A 19,142-nucleotide genomic window follows, 5' to 3' on the forward strand; every position below is an offset into this window, starting at 1 on the left:
TCCGTAGGGTTGCGGCCTGAGCATCGCCGTCCGGGAAATTCTACGGTTGCCGGTCCGGCCATTCTTGAGCAGGAACAAGGAACGCGGGGCGGCGGCCGGCGGGCGCGCGGAGAATCGGCGGCTTGTTGAGCGCAATCAAGGAGAGCGGCGGCCATCTTTTTAAGCTAGGCCATGCCGATCACTCATGCACGCCGCTACCGGAGACTTCCATGGCCCGTTCCCTGCCCCGCCCTTTCCCCGGCCTGCCGGCCGCCGCGCTGTGCTGCACCCTGCTGCTGCCACTGCTGACGGCTTGCCACGGCACGCAGAGCAGCGAGACCCTGCTGGCCGACGCGCAGCAGTATCGCCAGAAAGGCGAGGCGCGCGCCGCCATCATCCAGTTGAAGAACTTGCTGCAAAAGGAGCCGGACAACAAGGCCGCGCGCTTGCTGCTGGGCAGCATCTACATCGACACGGGCGAAGCGCTGTCGGCCGAGAAAGAATTGCGCAAGGCAAAGTCGCTGGGCCTGGCGTCGCCGCAAGTGATGCCATTGCTGGGCAAGGCCTGGCTGATGCTGGGCCAGTTCGACAGGGTGCTGGCCGAGATCCCCGACGATGCGGCGCAGCCCGCCAGCGTGCTGGCCCTGCGCGGCGACGCCTTGCTGGCTCTGGGCCGCCAGGACGAGGCGCGCGCCGTGTATGCGCGCCTGCTGGAAGCCCATCCGGACCAGCTCGAAGCCTTGCTGGGCCTGGCGCGCCTGGCCGCGCTGCAGCAGCAGGTGCCGGCGGCCGAGCTGCTGCTGGCGCAAGCGTTGAAAGGCGCGCCCGCCAACCTCGACGCCTTGCGCCTGCAGGGCGACCTGCTGCGTCTGCAAGGCAAGAATGGAGCGGCGCGGCTCGCCTACATGCAGATCCTCAAGATAAAACCGGACAATACCCAGGCGCACATCGACCTGGCCAACCTGGACATCCTGGAAAACCGCTACCTGGAAGCGGCGGCCCAGCTGGCCACGGCGCGCAAGACGGCGCCCAACAGCCTGGGCTTGCTGCAAACCCAGGCGCTGCTCGATTTCCGCGAAGGCAAGCACAAGGCCGCCTTGCAAGGCTTGCAACTGGTGCTCAAGGCGGCGCCCGACCACATGCCGTCCATCCTGCTGGCCGGCGCCGTGCAACTGGCGCTCGGCTCGCCGCCCCAGGCGGAAAGCTACCTGCGGCGCTTCCTGGCCGTGTATCCGCGGCACCTGTATGCCGTCAAGATGATGGCGTCGATCGAATTGATGCGCAACAAGACCGACGCGGCGATCGACTTGCTGCAGCCGATGCTGGCCGCCTTTCCCGAAGACGTGGAATTGCTGTCGCTGGCCGGCGAAGCCCACTTGCGCGCGCGCCAGTACGACAAGGCGACAGCGTATTTCGAACAGGCCAGCATCCTGGCGCCGGACACGGCCAAACTGCACGCGGCGCTGGGCATCAGCCGCCTGGGCCAGGGCGAGAACGGCCGCGCCATCAGTGAACTGGAACGGGCCAGCATGCTCGACAAGAGCACGCCGCAGGCGGGCACCATGCTGGTGATGACCTTGCTGCGCAACAAGCAGAACGACAAGGCCCTGGCCAGCGTCAAGATGATGGAGCAACAGCAGAAAGGCACGAATCCCTTGCTGCTGAACCTGAAAGGCGGCGTCTACCTGGCCTTGCGCGAATTGCCGGCCGCGCGCGCCAGCTTCGAGCAAGCGCTGGGCATGGACCCGGTCTACCTGCCCGCGCTGAACAACCTGGCGCAGATCGACCTGGTCGAGAAAAAGCCGGAGCAAGCCAGGCAGCGCTTCGAACGGGCGCTGGCGAAGGCGCCGAAAAATGCCGACCTGTGCGCGGCGCTGGCCAAGCTGGCCGCGTCGCAGGGCAAGACGGACGAGGCGCGGCGCTGGCTCGAACGGGCCAACCGCGACAATCCCGACGCCGTCGCGCCGGCCCTGCTGCTGAGTAACTTTTACCTGAAGACGGGCGCGCCCGACAAGGCGCTGGAACTGGCGCGCACCCTGCAGACGGGCCATCCGGGCGACGCCGATGCGCTGGCCCTGCGCGCCCAGGTGGAATACAGCGCCGGCCTGGCGCCGGCCGCGCTCGACAGCTACATCAAGCTGGCCAGCATACAGAGCACGTCGGCGCCCTTGCAGATGCGCATCGCCAGCCTGCACATGGCGCTGGGCGACCATCACAATGCGCTGCAAGCCGTCAAGCGGGCGCAGGCGCTCGACCCGGCCCTGCTGGAAGCGCGCGTGGTGGAAGTGGCCATGCTGCTGACCCTGAACCGCCAGCGCGAGGCGCTGGCCGTGGCGCGCCAAGTGCAGGAACAGCAGCCGAAGCTGGCGGCCGGCTACAAGCTCGAGGGCGACGTGCTGATGGAACAAAAGCTGCCGCAGCAAGCCGTCAAGCTGTACCAGCACGCCTTCGGCATCAGTCCCATCGGCCCCTTGCAAGTGCAGCTGTACCGCGCCTTGCAGGCGTCGGGACAGGAGCGCGAAGCCGATGCGCGCATGGCCGCGTGGCTGAAAGAGCATCCGGAAGACTTGCCGACGCGCACTTACCTGGCAGGCACCCGGCTGGCAGCCAAGCAATACCGCGCCGCCATCGAACAGTTCCAGTATGTCGTCGCCAAGGATGCGGGCAACGTGGTGGCCTTGAACGATCTGGCCTGGGCGTATCAGCAGGAAAAGGATCCGCGCGCGCTGGCCACGGCCGAGCAGGCGCTGAAGCTGGCGCCCGAGAATGCCGCCGTGCTCGACACCCTGGGCTGGATCGCGCTGGAGCAAGGCGACGTCAAGCGCGCCACGACGCTGCTGCGCAAGGCGGCGGGCCTGGCGCCCGCATCGCCCGAAGTGCAATACCACCTGGGCGCGGCCCTGGCGAAATCGGGCGACAAGGGCGGTGCGCGCAAGCAACTGGAACAATTGCTTGCCGCCAACAAGGACTTTCCGCAGCGGGCCGCGGCGCAGGCCTTGCTGACCCAGTTGTAGGCCATGGCTGTGCAAGCGGCCATGCCCGGCGTGGCGGCGCGGCCGCTGGCCCTGCTGGCGGGCGCGGCCTGCGTGCTGGCCCTGCGCCATTATCCGCTGGGCCACGGCTGGCCCGGCCTGCTGTTTGCCATCCTGCTGCCCGCGTATTTCCTGCTGCTGTGCTGGCGTCCCGCCTGCTGGCTGTTCTGCGTGCCCGCCCTGCTGCCCGTGCTGGACCTGGCGCCGTGGACGGGCTGGTTCTTCCTCGAAGAAATCGACGTGCTGCTGTTGCTGACGGTGGCCTGCGGCTATTGGCGCCTGGGCGGACCCAGCCAGCCGACAGCGGCGCGGCTGTCGCCCGCCGCCCGCCTATGTTTGCTGCTGTGCAGCCTGGCCTGGCTGGCGGCGCTGCTGCGCGGCGTCCTGCCGCTGGCGCCGCTCGACCTGAATGCCTGGGACAACTATCTGAGCCCCTACAACAGTTTGCGGTTGGGCAAGGCCTGGGCCTGGAGCATGCTGCTGCTGCCGCTGCTGCTGCGCGACGCGCATCCGCACGCCTTGCGCCGCTACGCGCTGCCGGGCATGCTGGCCGGGCTGGCCATGGTGTCCCTGTTCGCCCTGTGGGAACGGGCCGTGTTTCCCGGCCTGCTGAACCTGTCGAGCGACTACCGCATCACGGCGCCGTTTTCCGCCATGCACACGGGCGGCGCCGCGCTGGACGGTTACCTGGCCCTGGGCTTGCCCTTTGCCGGCCTGTGGCTGGCGCGCGCGCGCAGCCGCTGGCAGGCGGCGCTGGCCTTGCTGCTGCTGGCCCTGGCCCTGCACGCGGCGTTCACCACCTTTTCACGGGGCTTGTACGCGGCCCTGGCGGCGGCCATGCTGCTGGCCTTGTGGCAAGCCCTGCGGGCGCCGCCCGGCGCGGGGCGGCAAGCGCGCGGACGGCCGCCCGTGCGGGGCATCTTGCTCAAGCTGCTGCTGGCCGGCCTGGGCACCGCCCTGCTGCTGTACATGTTCAGCCTGGCCGGCTACCGGGGCTTGCTGGCCGCCGCCGTCCTGCTCGCCGCCAGCTTCGTGCTGGCCGCGCGGCCCCTGCCGTGGCGCCTGGCGCCGGCCAGCCTGCTGTGCGCGCTGTGCCTGCAAGGTCTGCTGGCCGCCTGGTGGCCGGAGCCGGCCTTGCAGCCAACGGCCGGCTGGCTGAAAGGCCCGTATTTCCTGTTCCTGCTGGCCGCCATGCTGCTGACGGGCACCTTGTGGCCGGGCGGCGCCGGCGGCAAGGGGCCAGCCAGGCTGGGCCTGGCGATGATGGCGTGGACCATGCTGGCATGCAATCTCGCCTGGATAGGCTGGCACTGGGCCGGTCCGCCGGCCCTGTTGCCGGCCGGCCTGGTCGTGCTGCTGGCCATGCTGATGCTGTGCAACGGACGCTTGCACCCGCCGCTGTGGCGGCTGAACCGGGCCAGCCTGAGCATCGCGGGCGCGGCCGGCATCCTGCTGTTGCTGGCCATCCCCGTGTCGGCCAGCTATTACGCCACCGAACGTTTCGCCACCACGGCCTTCGACATGCAGGGCCGCTTGCGCCATTGGCGGCAAGTGCTGGCCATGCAGCCGCCCGACTGGGGCGACCGCCTGTTCGGCATGGGCAGCGGCAGCTTTCCCGCCACCTATTATTGGCACAATCCGGGGCGCGAGGTGCCGGCCAGCATCGCGTATGCAGAAGACAGGGACGCGCCCGGCAATTATTATGTGCGCCTGGCCAGTCCCGGCTACAGCGCCGGCTATGGCGAACTGCTGCGGCTGCTGCAACGCCTGCGCGTGCAGCCGGCCACGCGCTACACCCTGGCGCTCGACGTGCGCAGAAGCGGCCCCATGCCCGTGCTGCAGGTGCGGCTGTGCCAGCGGCAATTGTTGTATGCACAAAATTGCGTGGAAATCCCCCTGCGCCTGCGCCCGCCCCCGCCCGGCAATCCGCCGGCGGCCTGGCAACACTATGACGTGCCGTTCGACAGCGCCTGGCTGGGAACGGGAGCCTGGCTGCTGCGCCCGCCCGTGCAGCTGGAACTGGCGGCCAGCGGCACGGCCGCTTCGTCCCTGCTCGACGTCGACAACCTGAGCTTGCGCGCGCCAGGCGGCGAGGAACTGATCGCCAACGGCCGTTTTACGCAGGCCAACAATTACTGGTTTTTCAGCAGCGACCACCATCACTTGCCGTGGCATATCAAGAGCATGGCGCTGCACCTGCTGGTGGAAACGGGCTGGTGCGGCGCACTGTCCATGCTGGCCCTGCTGGCCGTGGCCGGCCTGCGCCTGCTGCGCCGCGCCGCGCGGGGCGAGCCGGGCGCGCTGGCTTGCGCCGCCGCCCTGCTGGGTTTTCTCGTCGTCGGCCTGTTCGACAGCCTGCTCGACGTGCCGCGCCTCGCCCTGCTGTGCCATCTGATGCTGCTGTGCGCGCTGCTGCAGCCCGCGCCCTCCCCGCCACCTCCCCACCTTGAAAGCGCGCCGCCATGACACCCCTGTTTTCCGCCCTCCTATTCTGCCTGGCCCTGGCCAGCGCGCCGTGCCGCGCCGATGCGCCGCTGGCGCAAACCATCGCGCGCATCAAGCCGTCCATCGTCGGCGTGGGCAGCCTGCAAAAGACGCGCACGCCGCCGATGAATTTCATCGGCACGGGTTTCGTGACGGGCGACGGCTTGAGCGTGCTGACTTGCGCCCACGTGATCCAGAAACTGCTCGACGCCAATCCGAACGAAGTCATCGGCATCCTCACGGGCCAGGGCGAAGCGGCGCAATTTCGCCCCGCCAGGGTCCAGGCGCTGGACACGGAACACGACCTGGCCTTGCTGCGCCTGGCGGGCGCGCCCCTGCCCGCCCTGGCGCTGGGCGACGCGGCCACGGTACGCGAAGGACAGGCCATGGCGTTTACGGGCTTTCCGCTGGGCACCTTGCTCGGGCTGCACCACGTGACGCACCGCGCCACCGTGTCATCGCTGACGCCGGTGGTCATGCCCAGCGAAAACGCGCAGCGCCTCGACATCCGGCGCCTGGCGCAGCTGCAAAAGGCGCCGTACACCGTGTTCCAGCTGGACGCGACGGCGTATCCGGGCAGCAGCGGCAGCCCCCTGTTCGATCCCGAGACCGGTCTCGTCTACGGCATCGTCAACATGGTGTACGTAAAGGGCCTCAAGGAAGCGGCCATCAGCGCCCCGAGCGGCATCACCTACGCGATTCCGGGCAGCTACATGCAGACGCTCTTGCTGAAAAACAAATGAGTGATCAGTTGCGCCCCTGCCTCAGCCGGTCCGTAATGCCAGGCTCATCCCATGTCGGAAAAAAAAAGGGGTAAAACGACCGTTCACCCCCATGCTGTTCCATCAGGCCACCGTATTTACGGATCTGGGCCCCCATGTAATCGAGGTCCAGCCGTAGCAGCACGGCCGGCGCCCCCACGCGCGTGCACTCGCGCTCGCCGCCGAAGTCCTGGAATCCCAGCATGCGCTTGTAAAACACCACGTGGCGCGGATTGACTTCGATCACGTAATCCGTAAAGCCGTGAATATTGTGGGCATAGATATAAGAAATATGAATCAGCGCCGCGAACACGCGCTTGCTCACCCCCTTGTCGATGGCCAGGCGCGACGGTTCGCACAGGCGCCGGCCTTCCTCGCGCAGGATGTCGAGCTTGTCGCGGAAGTTTTCATCGGCCGGCAAGCCGGTCTCGTCATTGTCGAGGCACAGGGTCATGGTGCCGACGGTGGTGCCGGCCGTTTCCGCAAACAGCGTGATTTTATTCAGGGCATGCGCGATGCCGGGGTCGACGGCATAGCCGCGCCAGCCGTACATCTTGCGGATCAGCAAACTGGCCGCCTCGCGCCGGCCGCGCGAATTGGCCATGCGGATATGAAAGCGCTGCAGGTCGAGCTCATGCTCCATGGCCGGATCGATCTGCCCCTCGCCCACCACCAGGTCATTGAAAGTACCGGGCGTGTCGAAGGAAATAATGGGTTCATCTTCAAAGCTCATCTTGTCCTCACGTTCATCGGCCGCCGTCGAGACGGACTGAAGCCAATGCCTTGTGACAAGAGAAAAACTGGAGAAGTTCCCGCGCCAGGCAAAAAAAACAGAAGAAATATGCTACTTAATAGCAAAATTTCATGCTGAAATTTGCCTGCAAGTACAAAATGACAAATATAAGTGCTGTTTTGATATTGCCGAGTCCGCTATTAAAAGAAGCTCTCCGGTATCAGCAGCACGTCGCCCGGGCGCATCATGACGTTGGCGGAAATATCGCCACGCTTCAAGAGGTCGTCGAGGCGCACGCCTAGCTGCTGCTGGTTGCCTTCCCGCATGCGGATGATGCTGGCCTTGTTGCCGGCCGCAAAATCGGTGATGCCGCCCACGGCGATGAGCACGTCCATCAGCGACATGCCCAGCCGGTACGGCAGCGCCTGCGGCTTGGCCGCTTCGCCGATGACGCGGATCTGCTCGCCATACGGGCCCGAGAAATTGGTGACGATGACCGTCACCACGGGCTGCTGGATGAACTTGCCCAACGCTTGCTCGATGTCGCGCGCCAGCTGGGTCGAGGTCTTGCCGCTGGCGGGCAAATCCTCGACCAGCGGCGTGGTGATCTTGCCGTCCGGCCGCACGGCCACCGTCAGCGACACTTCCGGATTGCGCCAGACGATGATGTTGACAGAGTCTCCCGGTCCGATCAGGTAGTCGTGCATGGGCGCGCTGTCGTCGGAGGGCGCCAGCGGATGGGACGTGCGGCAGGCGCCCAGCAAGCCGGCGGCCAAGCCCAGGCCCAGCGTGTTGCAGACAAATGCACGGCGAAACGGATTCATGCGGAGCCTCTTCGAGTCGATGGCGCGTCCATGGCCGGCCCCGCAGAACCAGCCTGGGCCGCGAACTTCCTATGATTATTAAAACCCGGCAAGTCAACCTTGAGGCGTATCAAGAAGCAATCATCTTGGGAAATTTTGCCTCTCAGCCGCCCTATACTTTGCTTACTCAACAGGCAAGCATTTGTTGCAAGACGCCGTCGCCAGCCCATCGACCGTGCAGCACCGTCACTTGAAGGAAGCGACATGGAAGAATTGATACAGCAATTGCTTTCCAGCCTGAAAGGCATCTGGAAGTACCGCTGGCATGCGGTGCTGGTGGCGTGGCTGGTGGCCGTCGTCGGCTTCATCAAGGTGATCACCCTGCCAGACGACTTCCAGACGTCGGCGCGCGTGTTTGTCGATACGCAAACCATCCTCAAGCCGCTGATGGCCGGCATGACCAGCGTGCCGAACACGGAACAGCAGGTGGCCATCATGAGCCGCACCCTGCTCAGCCGTCCGAACGTGGAGCGCGTCATGCGCATGGTCGACCTCGACCTCGATTCGAAGACCATGCGCGAACACGAGGCCCAGCTCGACGACCTGATGAGCCGCATCAAGATCACGGGCACCAACGCGTATGACATCTACACGATCAGCTACAGCGGGCGCGACCCGAAGCTGGTGCGTGACGTGGTGCAAAGCCTGCTCACCATCTTTGTCGAAGGCAGTTTCCAGGGGAAAAAGGGCGATTCGCAAAAGGCGGTGCAATTCATCGACGAGCAGATCAAGAATTACGAGGACAAGCTGAGCGCGGCGGAAAACCTCGTGAAGGAATTCAAGATCCGCAACAACCTGCTGCTGCCGCGCCAGGGCATCGACTATGGCAGCCAGCTGCTGATGTCGTCCGATAGCCTGAACAATGCCAAGCTGGAACTGGTCGAGGCGGAGCAGGCCCGCAAGGCCATCCAGAGCCAGATCGAAGGCGACGAGCCCGTGCTCGACCTGGAACCGAACGCATCGGCCATCGCGAATCCCGAACTCGACGAGCGCATCGCCACGCTCAACAAGAACCTCGACAGCCTGCGCATGCAATTTACGGAACTGCACCCCGACATCATCTCCTCGAAGCGCCTCATTGCCCAGCTGGAAGAACGCAAGATCGAGGAAAGCAAGCTGAAGACGGCGGCCGGCGACCCCGGCAAGAACTACAGCCCCATGCTGCAGCAGCTGAAGGTGGCGCTGACGGATGCGGACGCCAAGGTGGCCGCCATCCGCGCCCGCGTGCAGGAATACAACGCGCGCAATGAACGCCTGCTGGCGCAGAGCAATGCCGTGCCCGAGGTGGAATCGCAGCTGGCGCAGCTGAACCGCGATTACATCATCAACAAGGAAAACTATGAAAAGCTGATCGGCCGGCGCGAAGCGGCCAAGCTGTCGGGCGAACTCAGTTCCACCACGGAAATGATGGCCTTCAAGATCATCGACCCGCCCACGGTGCAATATGCGCCCGTCGGCCCGAACCGCCCGCTGCTGTTCAGCGCGGCGCTGGGCGCGGCCCTGGTGGCCGGCGTCGCCACGGCCTTGCTCATCAGCCAGGTGCGTCCCACCTTCCTCAGCCCCGCCGAACTGCGCGACGCCACGGGCTTGAACGTGCTGGGCACGGTATCGATGAACTGGACGGCGCTGCAGCAAGTGCGCCGCCGTCGCGCCCGCTACGGCTTTGGCGCCTGCCTGGGCAGCCTGTTCGTGCTGTACGGCGGGGTCATGACGGCCGCGCTGCTGAAATTCTAGATCCCGGGGGAGCGACGATGAGCAGCAAGGACAGCGGCAAGCAGGAACCCACCATCCTGGGCGTGGCCGAGGCCGGCGTGCCGTACGGCGCGGCGGGTGCGGATGGCGCGGATGCGGCCCGGTCGCCCCAGTACCGCCCCCTGAACCTGGCCCGGCTGGCGGAGCAAGGCATGCTCACGCAGGAAGGCGGACGCAGCTCGGTGGCCGAGGATTTCCGCATCATCAAGCGCCCGCTGCTGCGCCAGGCGCGCGCCAGCGGCGCCGAGGCCATCCGCCACGGCAACCTGATCGTCGTCACCAGCGCCATGCCCGGCGAAGGCAAGACCTACTGCGCCGTGAACCTGGCCATGAGCATCGCCATGGAAATGGATATCACGGTGCTGCTGGTCGATGCCGACGTGGCGCGCCCGTCCGTGCTGAAGGTGCTGGGCCTGCCGCCGGAGCCGGGCTTGATGGACGTGCTGCTCGACCCGCAACTGGCCATGGGCGACGTGATCCTGAAAACCAACGTGGCCAACCTGAGCATCCTGCCCGCCGGGCGCAGCAACAAGCATGCGACGGAATTGCTGGCCAGCCGCGCCATGAGCCGCCTGCTGGCGGAAATTGCCAGCCGCTACAGCGACCGCGTCGTCATCTTCGATTCGCCGCCCCTCTTGATCACCAGCGAGGCGCACGCGCTGGTCGGGCAAATGGGACAAGTGGTGATGGTGGTCGAGGCGGAAACGACGACGCAGCACGCCGTCAAGGAAGCGCTGCGGCAGATCGAGTCGTGCGAACACATTCATTTGATCTACAACAAGACCAAATCGTTCCCCGGCAACGACTACTACGGCTATGGCTATTACGACTAGCGGCCGGGTTCCGCTGCCGCTGCTGCCGTTCCTGTCCCTGCTGCTGCCCCTGCCGGCCGGCGCCGTCGACTGGCTGGTGAAACCGTCGCTGCGCCTGCGCGAAAGCTATACGGACAATGCCTTGCGCGCGCCGTCCGGCCAGGCGCAATCGGACTTCATCACGGAAATCGCGCCCGCCATTGCCCTCATCGGCACGGGCCCGCGCCTGCGCGTGCACCTCGATTACAGCTGGCGCAAATACCTGTCGGGGCAGCGCGCCGATACGGATACCCACGAACTGCACGCCTCGGCCGACGCCGAGCTGGTGCAGGACTGGTTCTTCATCGATGCGGACGCCAGCGTGAGCCGGCGCAACATCTCGCCATTCGGCCCGCAACTGATCGACGGCCTGCCCGACACGGACAATGCCAGCACCGTGCGCACGACGGGCATCAGCCCCTACCTGCGCCACCGTTTCCGCGGCCTGGCCTCGGCCGAGCTGCGCTACACGCGCAACACGGTCGACAGCGGCGGCGACCTGCTCTCCGTGCACAGCGATGAACTGGAGTTGCTGCTCAATGGCGAGCCGCGCGGCAACGGCTGGACCTGGAACGCCAGCCACGACGTGCGCCGCACGCAGGACAGCAAGCTGGCGCCCGTGCGCATGCAGCGCAGCAGCGCGGGCTTGCGCTATCCCATCAACAGCAAGTGGGCGGCCACGGTCACCGGCGGCATGGAAAAGGAAGGCTATCTGTCGACCAGCGGCAAGGCGCCGGCGGGCCGCTTCTGGTCGCTGGGCGGCGTGTGGACGCCGTCGCCGCGCACCAGCGTGGCCTTCAGCACGGGCAAGCGCTTCTTTGGCACCACCTACAGCCTGGACGCCACCTTCCTGCAGCGCCATACCAACTGGCAACTGAGCTACGGCGAAAACATCACCACCATGCCGACGCAGTTTTCGCGCCTGGGCGACCGCGATGCGGGCCGGCTGCTCGATCAATTGTGGCGCGGCATCTTTCCCAATGCGCGCGACCGGCGCTTGCGCATCGATGCCTTCCTGCGTTACGCCAACAGCCTGGGGCCGGAACGGGGCGCCATCAATTACTTCAGCCACCGCTATTTCCTGCAAAAGCAGCTGAAGCTGACGATGGCGCGCGCCACGGCGAAAAGCACGATGATCGTCGGCGTCACGGCCGTCGACCGCACGGCGCAAACGGCCAGCGGCATCGACAGCGGCTTGCTGCCCGGCGTGGAGTTCGGCAGCGAAGACCGCACGCGCCAGGTCGGCGGCAACCTGGGCTGGGGCTGGCAAGCCAATTCGCGCACCACCGTCAATGTCAATGCCGGCTACGCCGGCGTGCGTTCGCTGAGCGCGCCCCGGCGCGACAACAACATCACCTTGACGGCCGGCTACACGCGCATCCTGCAGCCGGACATGACGGCCAGCATCGACGTGCGGCATACGCGGCACGCCAGCAACCGCGGCGGAGACTACCGCGAAAACGGCGTCAGCGCCACGCTCACCATGCAATTCTAAGGAGCCCGCAATGTCCGACCCATCGCTGTCATCCGCCGCGCCGGCGCACCTGCTGTGCGTGGTGGCCGCGCGCCCCAACCTGATGAAGATGGCGCCCATCCTGGCCGCCCTGGCGCGCCATGCCCCCGCCGTGCGCGTGACCTTGCTGCATACGGGCCAGCATTACGACACGGCCATGAACGAACAGCTGTTCATCGACCTGGACATGCGCCCGCCCGACATCGCCCTCGACGTCGGCTCCGGCAACCACGCGCAGCAGACGGCCGAGATCATGCGCCGCTTCGACGCCGTGCTCGACGCCCATCCGCCGCTGGCGCCCGATGCCGTGCTGGTGGTGGGCGACGTCAATTCCACGCTGGCCTGCGCGCTGGTGGCGGCCAAGCGCGGCACGCCCGTGATCCACGTCGAGGCGGGCTTGCGCAGCGGCGACCGGCGCATGCCCGAGGAAATCAACCGCGTGCTGACGGACCAGTTATCCAGCCTGCTGCTGACCAGCGAGGAAGGCGCGCGCGCCAACCTGCTGCGCGAAGGCATCGCCGCCGAACGCATCCACTTCACGGGCAACGTCATGATCGACAGCCTGCGGCAGCAGCTGCCGCGCGCCATGCCGCCCGCCGCCACCCTGCGCGCCCACGGCCACGCCTGCCCGCCCGCGTATGGCCTGTTGACGATGCACCGGCCGTCGAACGTGGATGACCCGGCGCAACTCGAAGCGCTGCTGCAGGCGCTGGGACAGCTGTCCCGCCAGCTGCCGCTGCTGTTTCCCATCCACCCGCGCACCCTGGCCGGCCTGCGCCTGGCGGGCCTGGAAGCGCAGCTGGCGCGGCATGCCATCGTCAGCCTGCCGCCGCTGGGCTACCTGGAAATGCTGGGCCTGATGCAAGAGGCGCGCCTGGTGCTGACGGATTCGGGCGGCGTGCAGGAAGAAAGCACGGCCCTGGGCGTGCCCTGCCTGACCCTGCGCGACACGACGGAGCGCCCCGTCACCGTCAGCGACGGCACGAATACCCTGGCCGGCACGCAGCCGGCCGCCATGTTGTCGCTGGCGCGGGGCATCCTGGACACGGGCGGCAAGCGCGGTCGCCTTCCGCCCCTGTGGGATGGCCGCGCGGCCGAGCGCATCGCCGCCGTCGTCGCGCCCTGGCTGGCGGCGCGCCGGGGGCCGCCATGACGCCGCCGGCCATGCTGCGCAATGCGCTGACCATCGACGTGGAAGACTATTTCCAGGTGTCCGCCTTCGCGCCGCACATCGCGCGCGCCGACTGGCCGCGCCTGGAATGCCGGGTCGAGGCGAATATCGAGCGCATCCTGCTGCTGCTGGAAGGCCGGCGCATCCACGCCACCTTTTTTACCCTGGGCTGGATCGCCGAGCGCTATCCGGCCATGCTGCGCCGCGTGGCGGACGCCGGGCACGAAGTGGCCAGCCACGGCTATGCGCACCTGCGCGCCTGCGACCAGTCGGCCGCGCAATTCGCCGACGACGTGCGCCACAGCAAGACCATCCTCGAGCAAATAACGGGGCTGGCCGTGCACGGCTACCGGGCGCCCAGCTTTTCCATCGGCGCGGCCAACCTGTGGGCCTTCGACGTGCTGCAGGAAGCGGGCTACCGCTACAGTTCCAGCATCTACCCGATCCGCCACGACCACTACGGCATGCCGGACTCGCCCCGCTTCGCCTGGCGCCCGCGGGGACCGCAGGGCGTGCTGGAATTGCCCGTCAGCACCGTGCGCCTGCGCGGGCGCAACGTGCCGGCCGGCGGCGGCGGTTATTTCAGGCTGATGCCGTATGCACTGTCGCGCTGGCTTTTGCGACGCATCAATTCGCGCGACGGGCAAGCTGGCATATTCTATTTTCATCCTTGGGAACTCGATCCCGGCCAGCCGCGCCCGGCGGGCCTCGACGCCAGGACGCGCTTTCGCCACTACCTGAACCTGGGTCGCATGGAAGCGCGGCTGGCGCGCCTGACGGGCGATTTCTCCTGGGACCGCATGGACCGTATTTTTCTGGAAAGCACATGATGCACGAGGCCAGCCTTCCTCCCGACCCGCTGCATGGCAGCGCCGCCATCGCCGTGCGCTCGCTGCAGGGGCACGAACATGCGCGCTGGGACGCCTTCGTCGATACCTGCCCGGAAGCGACCTTCTTCCACCGCGCCGGCTGGCACACCGTCATGCAGCAGGGTTTCCGGCACGACAGCCATTTCCTGTACGTGGAACAGCACGGGCGCATCGCCGGCGTGCTGCCGCTGGCCCATGTGCGCAGCCGCCTGTTCGGTTCGTCCCTCGTTTCGCTGCCCTTTTGCGTGTACGGCGGCATCGCCGGCGGCGGCGCGGCCGTGCGCCAGGCCCTCGACGGCGCGGCGCTGGCGCTGGCCCGGCGCCTCGGCGTGGGCCACCTGGAATACCGCTGGCGCGAGGTGGAACAACAGCCGGACGCGGCCTGGCTGCACAAACCCCTGTACGCCACCTTCCGCCGCGCCTTGTTCCCCGAGGCGGAACAGAATTTGCTGGCGATCCCCCGCAAGCAGCGCGCCGTCGTGCGCAAGGCCATGGCGGGCGGCTTGCACAGCGCCATCGACTATGACCTCGAGCGTTTCTACCCGCTCTACGCATCCAGCGTGCACCGGCTGGGCACGCCCGTCTTCGCGCGCCGCCATTTTGCCCTGCTGCGCACGGTGTTTGGCGGCGATTGCGAGATCCTCACCGTGTATCACGGCCAGCAGGCGCAAGCGAGCGTGCTGCTGTTCTATTTCCGCGACGAAGTGCTGCCGTACTATGGCGGCGGCAGCGTGCTGGCGCGCCGCACGGGCGCCAACGATTTCATGTACTGGGAAGCGATGCGCCGCGCCAGCGCGCGCGGCTGCCGCCTGTTCGATTTCGGCCGCAGCAAGCTCGGCACCGGGGCATACGATTTCAAGAAGAACTGGGGTTTTACGCCGCAGCCGCTGCCGTATGCGTGCCGGCTCGTGCGCGCCAAGGCGTTGCCGGAAGTCAATCCACTGAATCCGAAATACGCGCTGTTCATCCGCGCCTGGCGCCGCCTGCCGCTGCCGCTGGCCAACCTACTGGGGCCGCACATCGTGCGGCAACTGGGCTAAGCAAGGGGACATACCATGCGCGAACTGCTCTTCCTCGCCCACCGCCTGCCGTATCCGCCCAACAAGGGCGACAAGATACGTTCGTGGCACATGCTGCAATACCTGAGCCGGCATTTCCGCGTGCACCTGGGCTGCTTCATCGACGATGACGACGACTGGCGGCACGCCAAAAGCGTGGCCGCCCTGTGCGCCAGCACGCGCTTCATCGGCTTGCAGCGCGGCACGGCCCGCTGGCGCGCCATGCAGGCGCTGCTGTCGCGGCAAGCCATGAGCGTGCACTATTACCGCGATGCGCGGCTGCTGCAATGGGTCGACGGCTTGCTGTCCGGCGGCAAGGTGCGCCATGCGCTGGCCTTTTCCGGGCCCATGGCGCAATACATCGACGGCAGCGCGGGCCGCGCCCTGCACCGCGTAATCGATTTCGTCGACGTCGATTCCGACAAGTGGCGCCAGTACGGCGACAGCAAACCCTGGCCCATGTCGCTGCTGTACCGGCGCGAAGCGCAGCTGCTGCTGCAGTACGAACGCCACATCGCCCAGCAGTTCACGGCCGCCAGCTTCGTTTCGCCGGCCGAGGCGGCCCTGTTCCGCCAGTGCGCGCCGATGGCGCGGCGCAAGACGGGATACTTCAACAACGGCGTCGACACGGCGTATTTCACGCCCCAGCCGGCCCGGGCCAGCGTGTATCCGGCCGGCGTGCAGGCGCTGGTGTTTACGGGCGCCATGGATTACTGGCCGAACATCGACGCCGTGCAATGGTTCGTGCGCCACGTCTGGCCCGCCCTGCGGCGCGAGTTTCCCCGGTTGCAGTTCTATATCGTCGGCAGCGCGCCCGTGTCCGCCGTCACGGCGCTGGCCAGGGTGGCCGGCGTGGTGGTGACGGGCAAGGTGCCCGACATCCGCCCCTACCTGGCGGGCGCGGCCCTGGCCGTGGCGCCCCTGCGCATCGCCCGCGGCGTGCAAAACAAGGTGCTGGAAGCGATGGCGATGGGCAAGATCGTGCTGGCCACGCCGCAGGCGCTGGAAGGCATCGCCGCCCAGCCGGGCCTGGAACTGCTGCTGGCGCGCGACGAGGCCGAATTCATCCACCATGCCGCGCGCGTGCTGCGCCATGCCCAGGACGGCGCGGCCGAAGCGAGCGGCGTGGCCATGGGCGCGGCGGCGCGCCAGCTGGTCTTGCAGGATTACGACTGGGAGCGCAACCTGCACGGCCTGGGCGCCATGCTGGGCATATCGGCTGAGGCCGAGGCCGGGTCGAATACGCCGGCCGGCGGCGCCTCCGCGCCGGTGCTGCCCGTGCGGGAACCCTCCACATGAGCGTGCAACTCGACCCGGTGGCCTGCTTGCCGGAGGCGGCCGTCCGGCCGGACGGGCATGGCCAGCGGCATGCCCTGCCGCTCCTGCTGCTGGCCCTGGCCGCCGTCGTGTTGCTGTACCACGCCACCTTCTGGTCGATGCTGGAACTGTGGTCGCGCTCGCAAACCTTCGCGCACGGCTTCTTGATCGTGCCCATCAGTTGCTGGCTGGCCTGGCGCCGGCGCGCGCGCCTTGCCGCGCTGGCGCCCCAGCCGTCGCGGCCGGGCTTGCTGCTGCTGGGCGCGCTGGGCCTGGCATGGCTGCTGGCCGACGCCGCCAACGTGCCCGTGGTGGAACAATATGCGGCCACGGCCATGCTGCCCGCCTGCGTGCTGGCCATCCTCGGCTGGCCGGCCGTGCGCCTGCTGGCCTTTCCCCTCGCGTATCTGTTTCTCGCCGTGCCGTTTGGCGAAGTCTTCCTCGAACCGCTGATCGACTTCACGGCCGCCTTCACCGTCACCGCGCTGCAGTGGACGGGCGTGCCCGTGTTTCGCGATGGCAGCAATTTCTCTCTGCCCACGGGCAACTGGTCGGTGGTGGAAGCGTGCAGCGGCTTGCGCTACCTGATCGCCGCGCTGGCCCTGGGCGCCCTGTTCGCCCACGTCAACTTCCACAGCACGCGGCGGCGCCTGGCCGTCATGGCCGCCGCGCTGCTCGTGCCCATCCTCGCCAATGGCGTGCGCGCCTATATGATCGTGATGCTGGGCCACCTGAGCAACATGCGCCTGGCCGTCGGCGTCGACCACCTGATCTACGGCTGGCTGTTCTTCGGCCTGGTGGCGCTGCTGCTGTTCTGGCTGGCCGCGCGCTGGCGCGAACTGCCGCCGGCGCGCGCCGTGCCGCCAGCTCAACCCGTACGCCTAGGCGACGCCGCGGCCAGCCTGCGCGCCGTCGTGCGCGCCAGCACCGCCTGCCTGCTGCTGGCGGCCCTGTGGCCCGCCTTGGCGCTGGCCAGCCACCGCGACGACGGCGCCGCGCTGCCCGCCATCGCGCTGGCCTTGCCCGATCCGCCCGCCTGGCGACGGCTGCACGATGCGGCACCGGGGAGTATCGACTGGCAAGCGCCGTATGCGGGCAAGCCCGCGCTGTTTGCCGCCACGTATGCGCGCCAGGACGGCGACGGCGCGCCGGTGGGACTGCAACTGCACTGGTATGCGCGCCAGGTGCGCGATGCCGAATTGCTGACGCATCTATCGTCGCCCTACGGCGCGCGCTGGACGGCCCTGGCGCAGCGCGTGCGGCAGGTCGGCTTGCCCGGCGGCGCCCTGGACGTGCGCGAAAGCGTGCTGGCCCACGGCGGCGAGCGCCTGCTGGTGTGGCGCGTCTACCGCCAGGGCGGCGTCTTCACGGCCCGGCCCGTGCTGGTGAAACTGCTGCTGGCGCAAGCCAAGCTGCTGGGCAGGCGCCAGGATGGCGCCGACCTCATCGTCCTTGCCGCCTACGACGAGCTGGCGCCGCCGCCGCGCGCGCACCTGCAAGCCTTCCTGCGGGCGGCGCTGCCCGTCATCGAACAACGCTTGCAGGAGTTGCCGCATGGCCCTTGACACCGAGACGGGCCGCGCGCCGGCGGCCAGCACGGCCCCCTTGATCGTGCACGTGATCCACCAGCTCGACGTGGGCGGGCTGGAAAACGGCCTGGTGAACCTGATCAACCATTTGCCGCCGGAACGCTACCGGCACGCCATCGTCTGCCTGAAGAACGCCACCGCGTTTCGCCAGCGCCTGACCACGCCCGGTGTCGACATCATCAGCCTGGACAAGCGCGAAGGCAAGGATTGGCGCCACTATCTGCACCTGTACCGCGTGCTGAAACAGCTGCGCCCGACGCTGGTGCACACGCGCAACCTGGGTTGCCTCGAAGCGCAACTGCTGGCCTGCCTGGCCGGCGTGCGCCTGCGCGTGCATGGCGAACACGGGCGCGACATGAGCGACTTGCACGGCACCCGCCGCAAATACCGGCTGCTGCGCAAATGCATGCTGCCGCTGGTGCAGCACTTCATCGCCGTCAGCGCCGACCTGGGGCAATGGCTGGTGGACGCCATCGGCGCGGCGCCCGCGCAGGTGTCGCACATCGGCAATGGCGTCGACAGCGTGCAATTCCATCCGCGCCTGGGCCCGCCGGCCGCCGTGGGTCCGCCCGGCTTCCTGTGCAACGGCGCCTTCGTCATCGGCAGCGTGGGCCGCATGGCGGCCGTCAAGGACCACGCCTCGCTGGTGCACGCCTTCCTGCTGTTGCTGGCGCAGCCGGGCGCCCGCGCGCGCCTGCGCCTGATCATCGTCGGCGACGGACCGTGCCGCCAGGCATGCCTGGACTTGCTGCGCCAGTCCGGCGTGGCGCACCTTGCCTGGCTGCCCGGTGCGCGCGACGACGTGGCGCAACTGCTGCGCGCCATGGACCTGTTCGTGCTGCCGTCGCTGGCCGAAGGCAGCTCGAACACCATCCTCGAAGCGATGGCCACGGGGCTGCCCATCGTCGCCACGCAGGTGGGCGGCAATGCGGAACTGGTGCAGTCGGGCTGGAGCGGCACCCTGGTGCCGCCCGGATCGCCCGAGATGCTGGCCGACGCCATGCTCGACTATTACAGCATGCCCGAACTGGGTCCGCGCCACGGCGCGCGCGGGCGGCGCCAGGTGCTGGCCGAGCACAGCCTGCCCGCCATGGCCGGCGCCTACCTGGCCGTGTACGACCGCCTGACGGGCGCGCGCCAGCCCTCCCCCCTGTCCACCACTCCCTGAAA

The 19,142-nt window shown here is 67.7% G+C and carries 14 protein-coding genes; 12 read left to right on the forward strand and 2 right to left on the reverse strand.

All coding sequences use genetic code 11. The annotated features are described in order from the left end of the window. Positions 1 to 209 precede the first annotated feature (209 nt). Genes prsT through OX459_RS11100 form a run of 3 tightly spaced genes read left to right on the forward strand, consistent with a single transcriptional unit; the run spans position 210 to position 6,238 of the window. Positions 210 to 2,993, forward strand: a complete 2,784-nt coding sequence (gene prsT, locus OX459_RS11090) for an XrtA/PEP-CTERM system TPR-repeat protein PrsT (protein WP_289905045.1) — start codon at positions 210 to 212, stop codon at positions 2,991 to 2,993. Between the two features lie 3 nt (positions 2,994 to 2,996). Further along, entirely contained in the window at positions 2,997 to 5,477 is a 2,481-nt protein-coding gene (locus tag OX459_RS11095; RefSeq protein ID WP_289905046.1) for a hypothetical protein, read from the forward strand. Further along, entirely contained in the window at positions 5,474 to 6,238 is a 765-nt protein-coding gene (locus tag OX459_RS11100; RefSeq protein WP_289905047.1) for a serine protease, read from the forward strand. Before OX459_RS11095 ends, OX459_RS11100 begins: the two co-directional genes overlap by 4 nt. A 4-nt stretch (positions 6,239 to 6,242) precedes the next feature. On the opposite strand, the gene OX459_RS11105 is transcribed toward OX459_RS11100, so the two are convergent. Together OX459_RS11105 and OX459_RS11110 are read right to left on the reverse strand one after the other, a co-directional pair. Continuing rightward, complete coding sequence (locus tag OX459_RS11105) at positions 6,243 to 6,989, reverse strand: long-chain N-acyl amino acid synthase (RefSeq protein WP_099668059.1); 747 nt, start codon at positions 6,987 to 6,989, stop codon at positions 6,243 to 6,245. Positions 6,990 to 7,189: 200 nt separating this feature from the next. Beyond that, positions 7,190 to 7,813: an XrtA/PEP-CTERM system exopolysaccharide export protein gene (locus tag OX459_RS11110; protein ID WP_099668060.1), complete on the reverse strand. Its 624-nt coding sequence runs from the start codon at positions 7,811 to 7,813 to the stop codon at positions 7,190 to 7,192. Positions 7,814 to 8,056: 243 nt separating this feature from the next. Here OX459_RS11110 and OX459_RS11115 point away from each other — a divergent pair, with 243 nt between their 5' ends. Genes OX459_RS11115 through OX459_RS11155 form a run of 9 tightly spaced genes read left to right on the forward strand, consistent with a single transcriptional unit; the run spans position 8,057 to position 19,140 of the window. Beyond that, on the forward strand, positions 8,057 to 9,586 hold the full coding sequence (locus OX459_RS11115; RefSeq protein WP_289905048.1) for an XrtA system polysaccharide chain length determinant: 1,530 nt from the start codon (positions 8,057 to 8,059) through the stop codon (positions 9,584 to 9,586). 17 nt (positions 9,587 to 9,603) lie between these two features. Next, entirely contained in the window at positions 9,604 to 10,437 is an 834-nt protein-coding gene (locus OX459_RS11120) for an XrtA-associated tyrosine autokinase (RefSeq protein WP_289905049.1), read from the forward strand. Beyond that, entirely contained in the window at positions 10,421 to 11,950 is a 1,530-nt protein-coding gene (locus tag OX459_RS11125; protein ID WP_289905050.1) for a TIGR03016 family PEP-CTERM system-associated outer membrane protein, read from the forward strand. The genes OX459_RS11120 and OX459_RS11125 overlap by 17 nt, the downstream gene beginning before the upstream one ends. Before the next feature lie 10 nt (positions 11,951 to 11,960). After that, the gene (gene wecB / locus OX459_RS11130) at positions 11,961 to 13,121 is read left to right on the forward strand and encodes a UDP-N-acetylglucosamine 2-epimerase (non-hydrolyzing) (RefSeq protein WP_289905051.1); all 1,161 of its coding nucleotides are present in this window, start codon (positions 11,961 to 11,963) and stop codon (positions 13,119 to 13,121) included. Further along, positions 13,118 to 13,969: an XrtA system polysaccharide deacetylase gene (locus OX459_RS11135; RefSeq protein ID WP_289905052.1), complete on the forward strand. Its 852-nt coding sequence runs from the start codon at positions 13,118 to 13,120 to the stop codon at positions 13,967 to 13,969. The genes wecB and OX459_RS11135 overlap by 4 nt, the downstream gene beginning before the upstream one ends. Continuing rightward, the gene (locus OX459_RS11140) at positions 13,969 to 15,048 is read left to right on the forward strand and encodes a FemAB family XrtA/PEP-CTERM system-associated protein (RefSeq protein ID WP_289905586.1); all 1,080 of its coding nucleotides are present in this window, start codon (positions 13,969 to 13,971) and stop codon (positions 15,046 to 15,048) included. Before OX459_RS11135 ends, OX459_RS11140 begins: the two co-directional genes overlap by 1 nt. A 15-nt stretch (positions 15,049 to 15,063) precedes the next feature. Continuing rightward, positions 15,064 to 16,365, forward strand: a complete 1,302-nt coding sequence (locus OX459_RS11145; protein ID WP_289905053.1) for a TIGR03087 family PEP-CTERM/XrtA system glycosyltransferase — start codon at positions 15,064 to 15,066, stop codon at positions 16,363 to 16,365. Then, complete coding sequence (gene xrtA / locus OX459_RS11150; RefSeq protein WP_289905054.1) at positions 16,362 to 17,948, forward strand: exosortase A; 1,587 nt, start codon at positions 16,362 to 16,364, stop codon at positions 17,946 to 17,948. The genes OX459_RS11145 and xrtA overlap by 4 nt, the downstream gene beginning before the upstream one ends. After that, a complete protein-coding gene (locus OX459_RS11155; protein ID WP_289905055.1) occupies positions 17,938 to 19,140 on the forward strand; it encodes a TIGR03088 family PEP-CTERM/XrtA system glycosyltransferase in 1,203 nt (400 codons plus the stop codon). Before xrtA ends, OX459_RS11155 begins: the two co-directional genes overlap by 11 nt. Positions 19,141 to 19,142 lie beyond the last annotated feature (2 nt).

The organism is Janthinobacterium sp. SUN026 (assembly GCF_030397625.1).
GTDB lineage: Bacteria > Pseudomonadota > Gammaproteobacteria > Burkholderiales > Burkholderiaceae_D > Janthinobacterium > Janthinobacterium kumbetense.

Coding starts and splice junctions, on each gene's coding strand:
- OX459_RS11145 (WP_289905053.1), top strand. CDS start 15,064: ATGCGCGAACTGCTCTTCCTCGCCCACCGCCTGCCGTATCCGCCCAAC.
- OX459_RS11100 (WP_289905047.1), top strand. CDS start 5,474: ATGACACCCCTGTTTTCCGCCCTCCTATTCTGCCTGGCCCTGGCCAGC.
- wecB (WP_289905051.1), top strand. CDS start 11,961: ATGTCCGACCCATCGCTGTCATCCGCCGCGCCGGCGCACCTGCTGTGC.
- prsT (WP_289905045.1), top strand. CDS start 210: ATGGCCCGTTCCCTGCCCCGCCCTTTCCCCGGCCTGCCGGCCGCCGCG.
- OX459_RS11135 (WP_289905052.1), top strand. CDS start 13,118: ATGACGCCGCCGGCCATGCTGCGCAATGCGCTGACCATCGACGTGGAA.
- xrtA (WP_289905054.1), top strand. CDS start 16,362: ATGAGCGTGCAACTCGACCCGGTGGCCTGCTTGCCGGAGGCGGCCGTC.
- OX459_RS11115 (WP_289905048.1), top strand. CDS start 8,057: ATGGAAGAATTGATACAGCAATTGCTTTCCAGCCTGAAAGGCATCTGG.
- OX459_RS11105 (WP_099668059.1), bottom strand. CDS start 6,989: ATGAGCTTTGAAGATGAACCCATTATTTCCTTCGACACGCCCGGTACT.
- OX459_RS11155 (WP_289905055.1), top strand. CDS start 17,938: ATGGCCCTTGACACCGAGACGGGCCGCGCGCCGGCGGCCAGCACGGCC.
- OX459_RS11095 (WP_289905046.1), top strand. CDS start 2,997: ATGGCTGTGCAAGCGGCCATGCCCGGCGTGGCGGCGCGGCCGCTGGCC.
- OX459_RS11120 (WP_289905049.1), top strand. CDS start 9,604: ATGAGCAGCAAGGACAGCGGCAAGCAGGAACCCACCATCCTGGGCGTG.
- OX459_RS11125 (WP_289905050.1), top strand. CDS start 10,421: ATGGCTATTACGACTAGCGGCCGGGTTCCGCTGCCGCTGCTGCCGTTC.
- OX459_RS11110 (WP_099668060.1), bottom strand. CDS start 7,813: ATGAATCCGTTTCGCCGTGCATTTGTCTGCAACACGCTGGGCCTGGGC.
- OX459_RS11140 (WP_289905586.1), top strand. CDS start 13,969: ATGCACGAGGCCAGCCTTCCTCCCGACCCGCTGCATGGCAGCGCCGCC.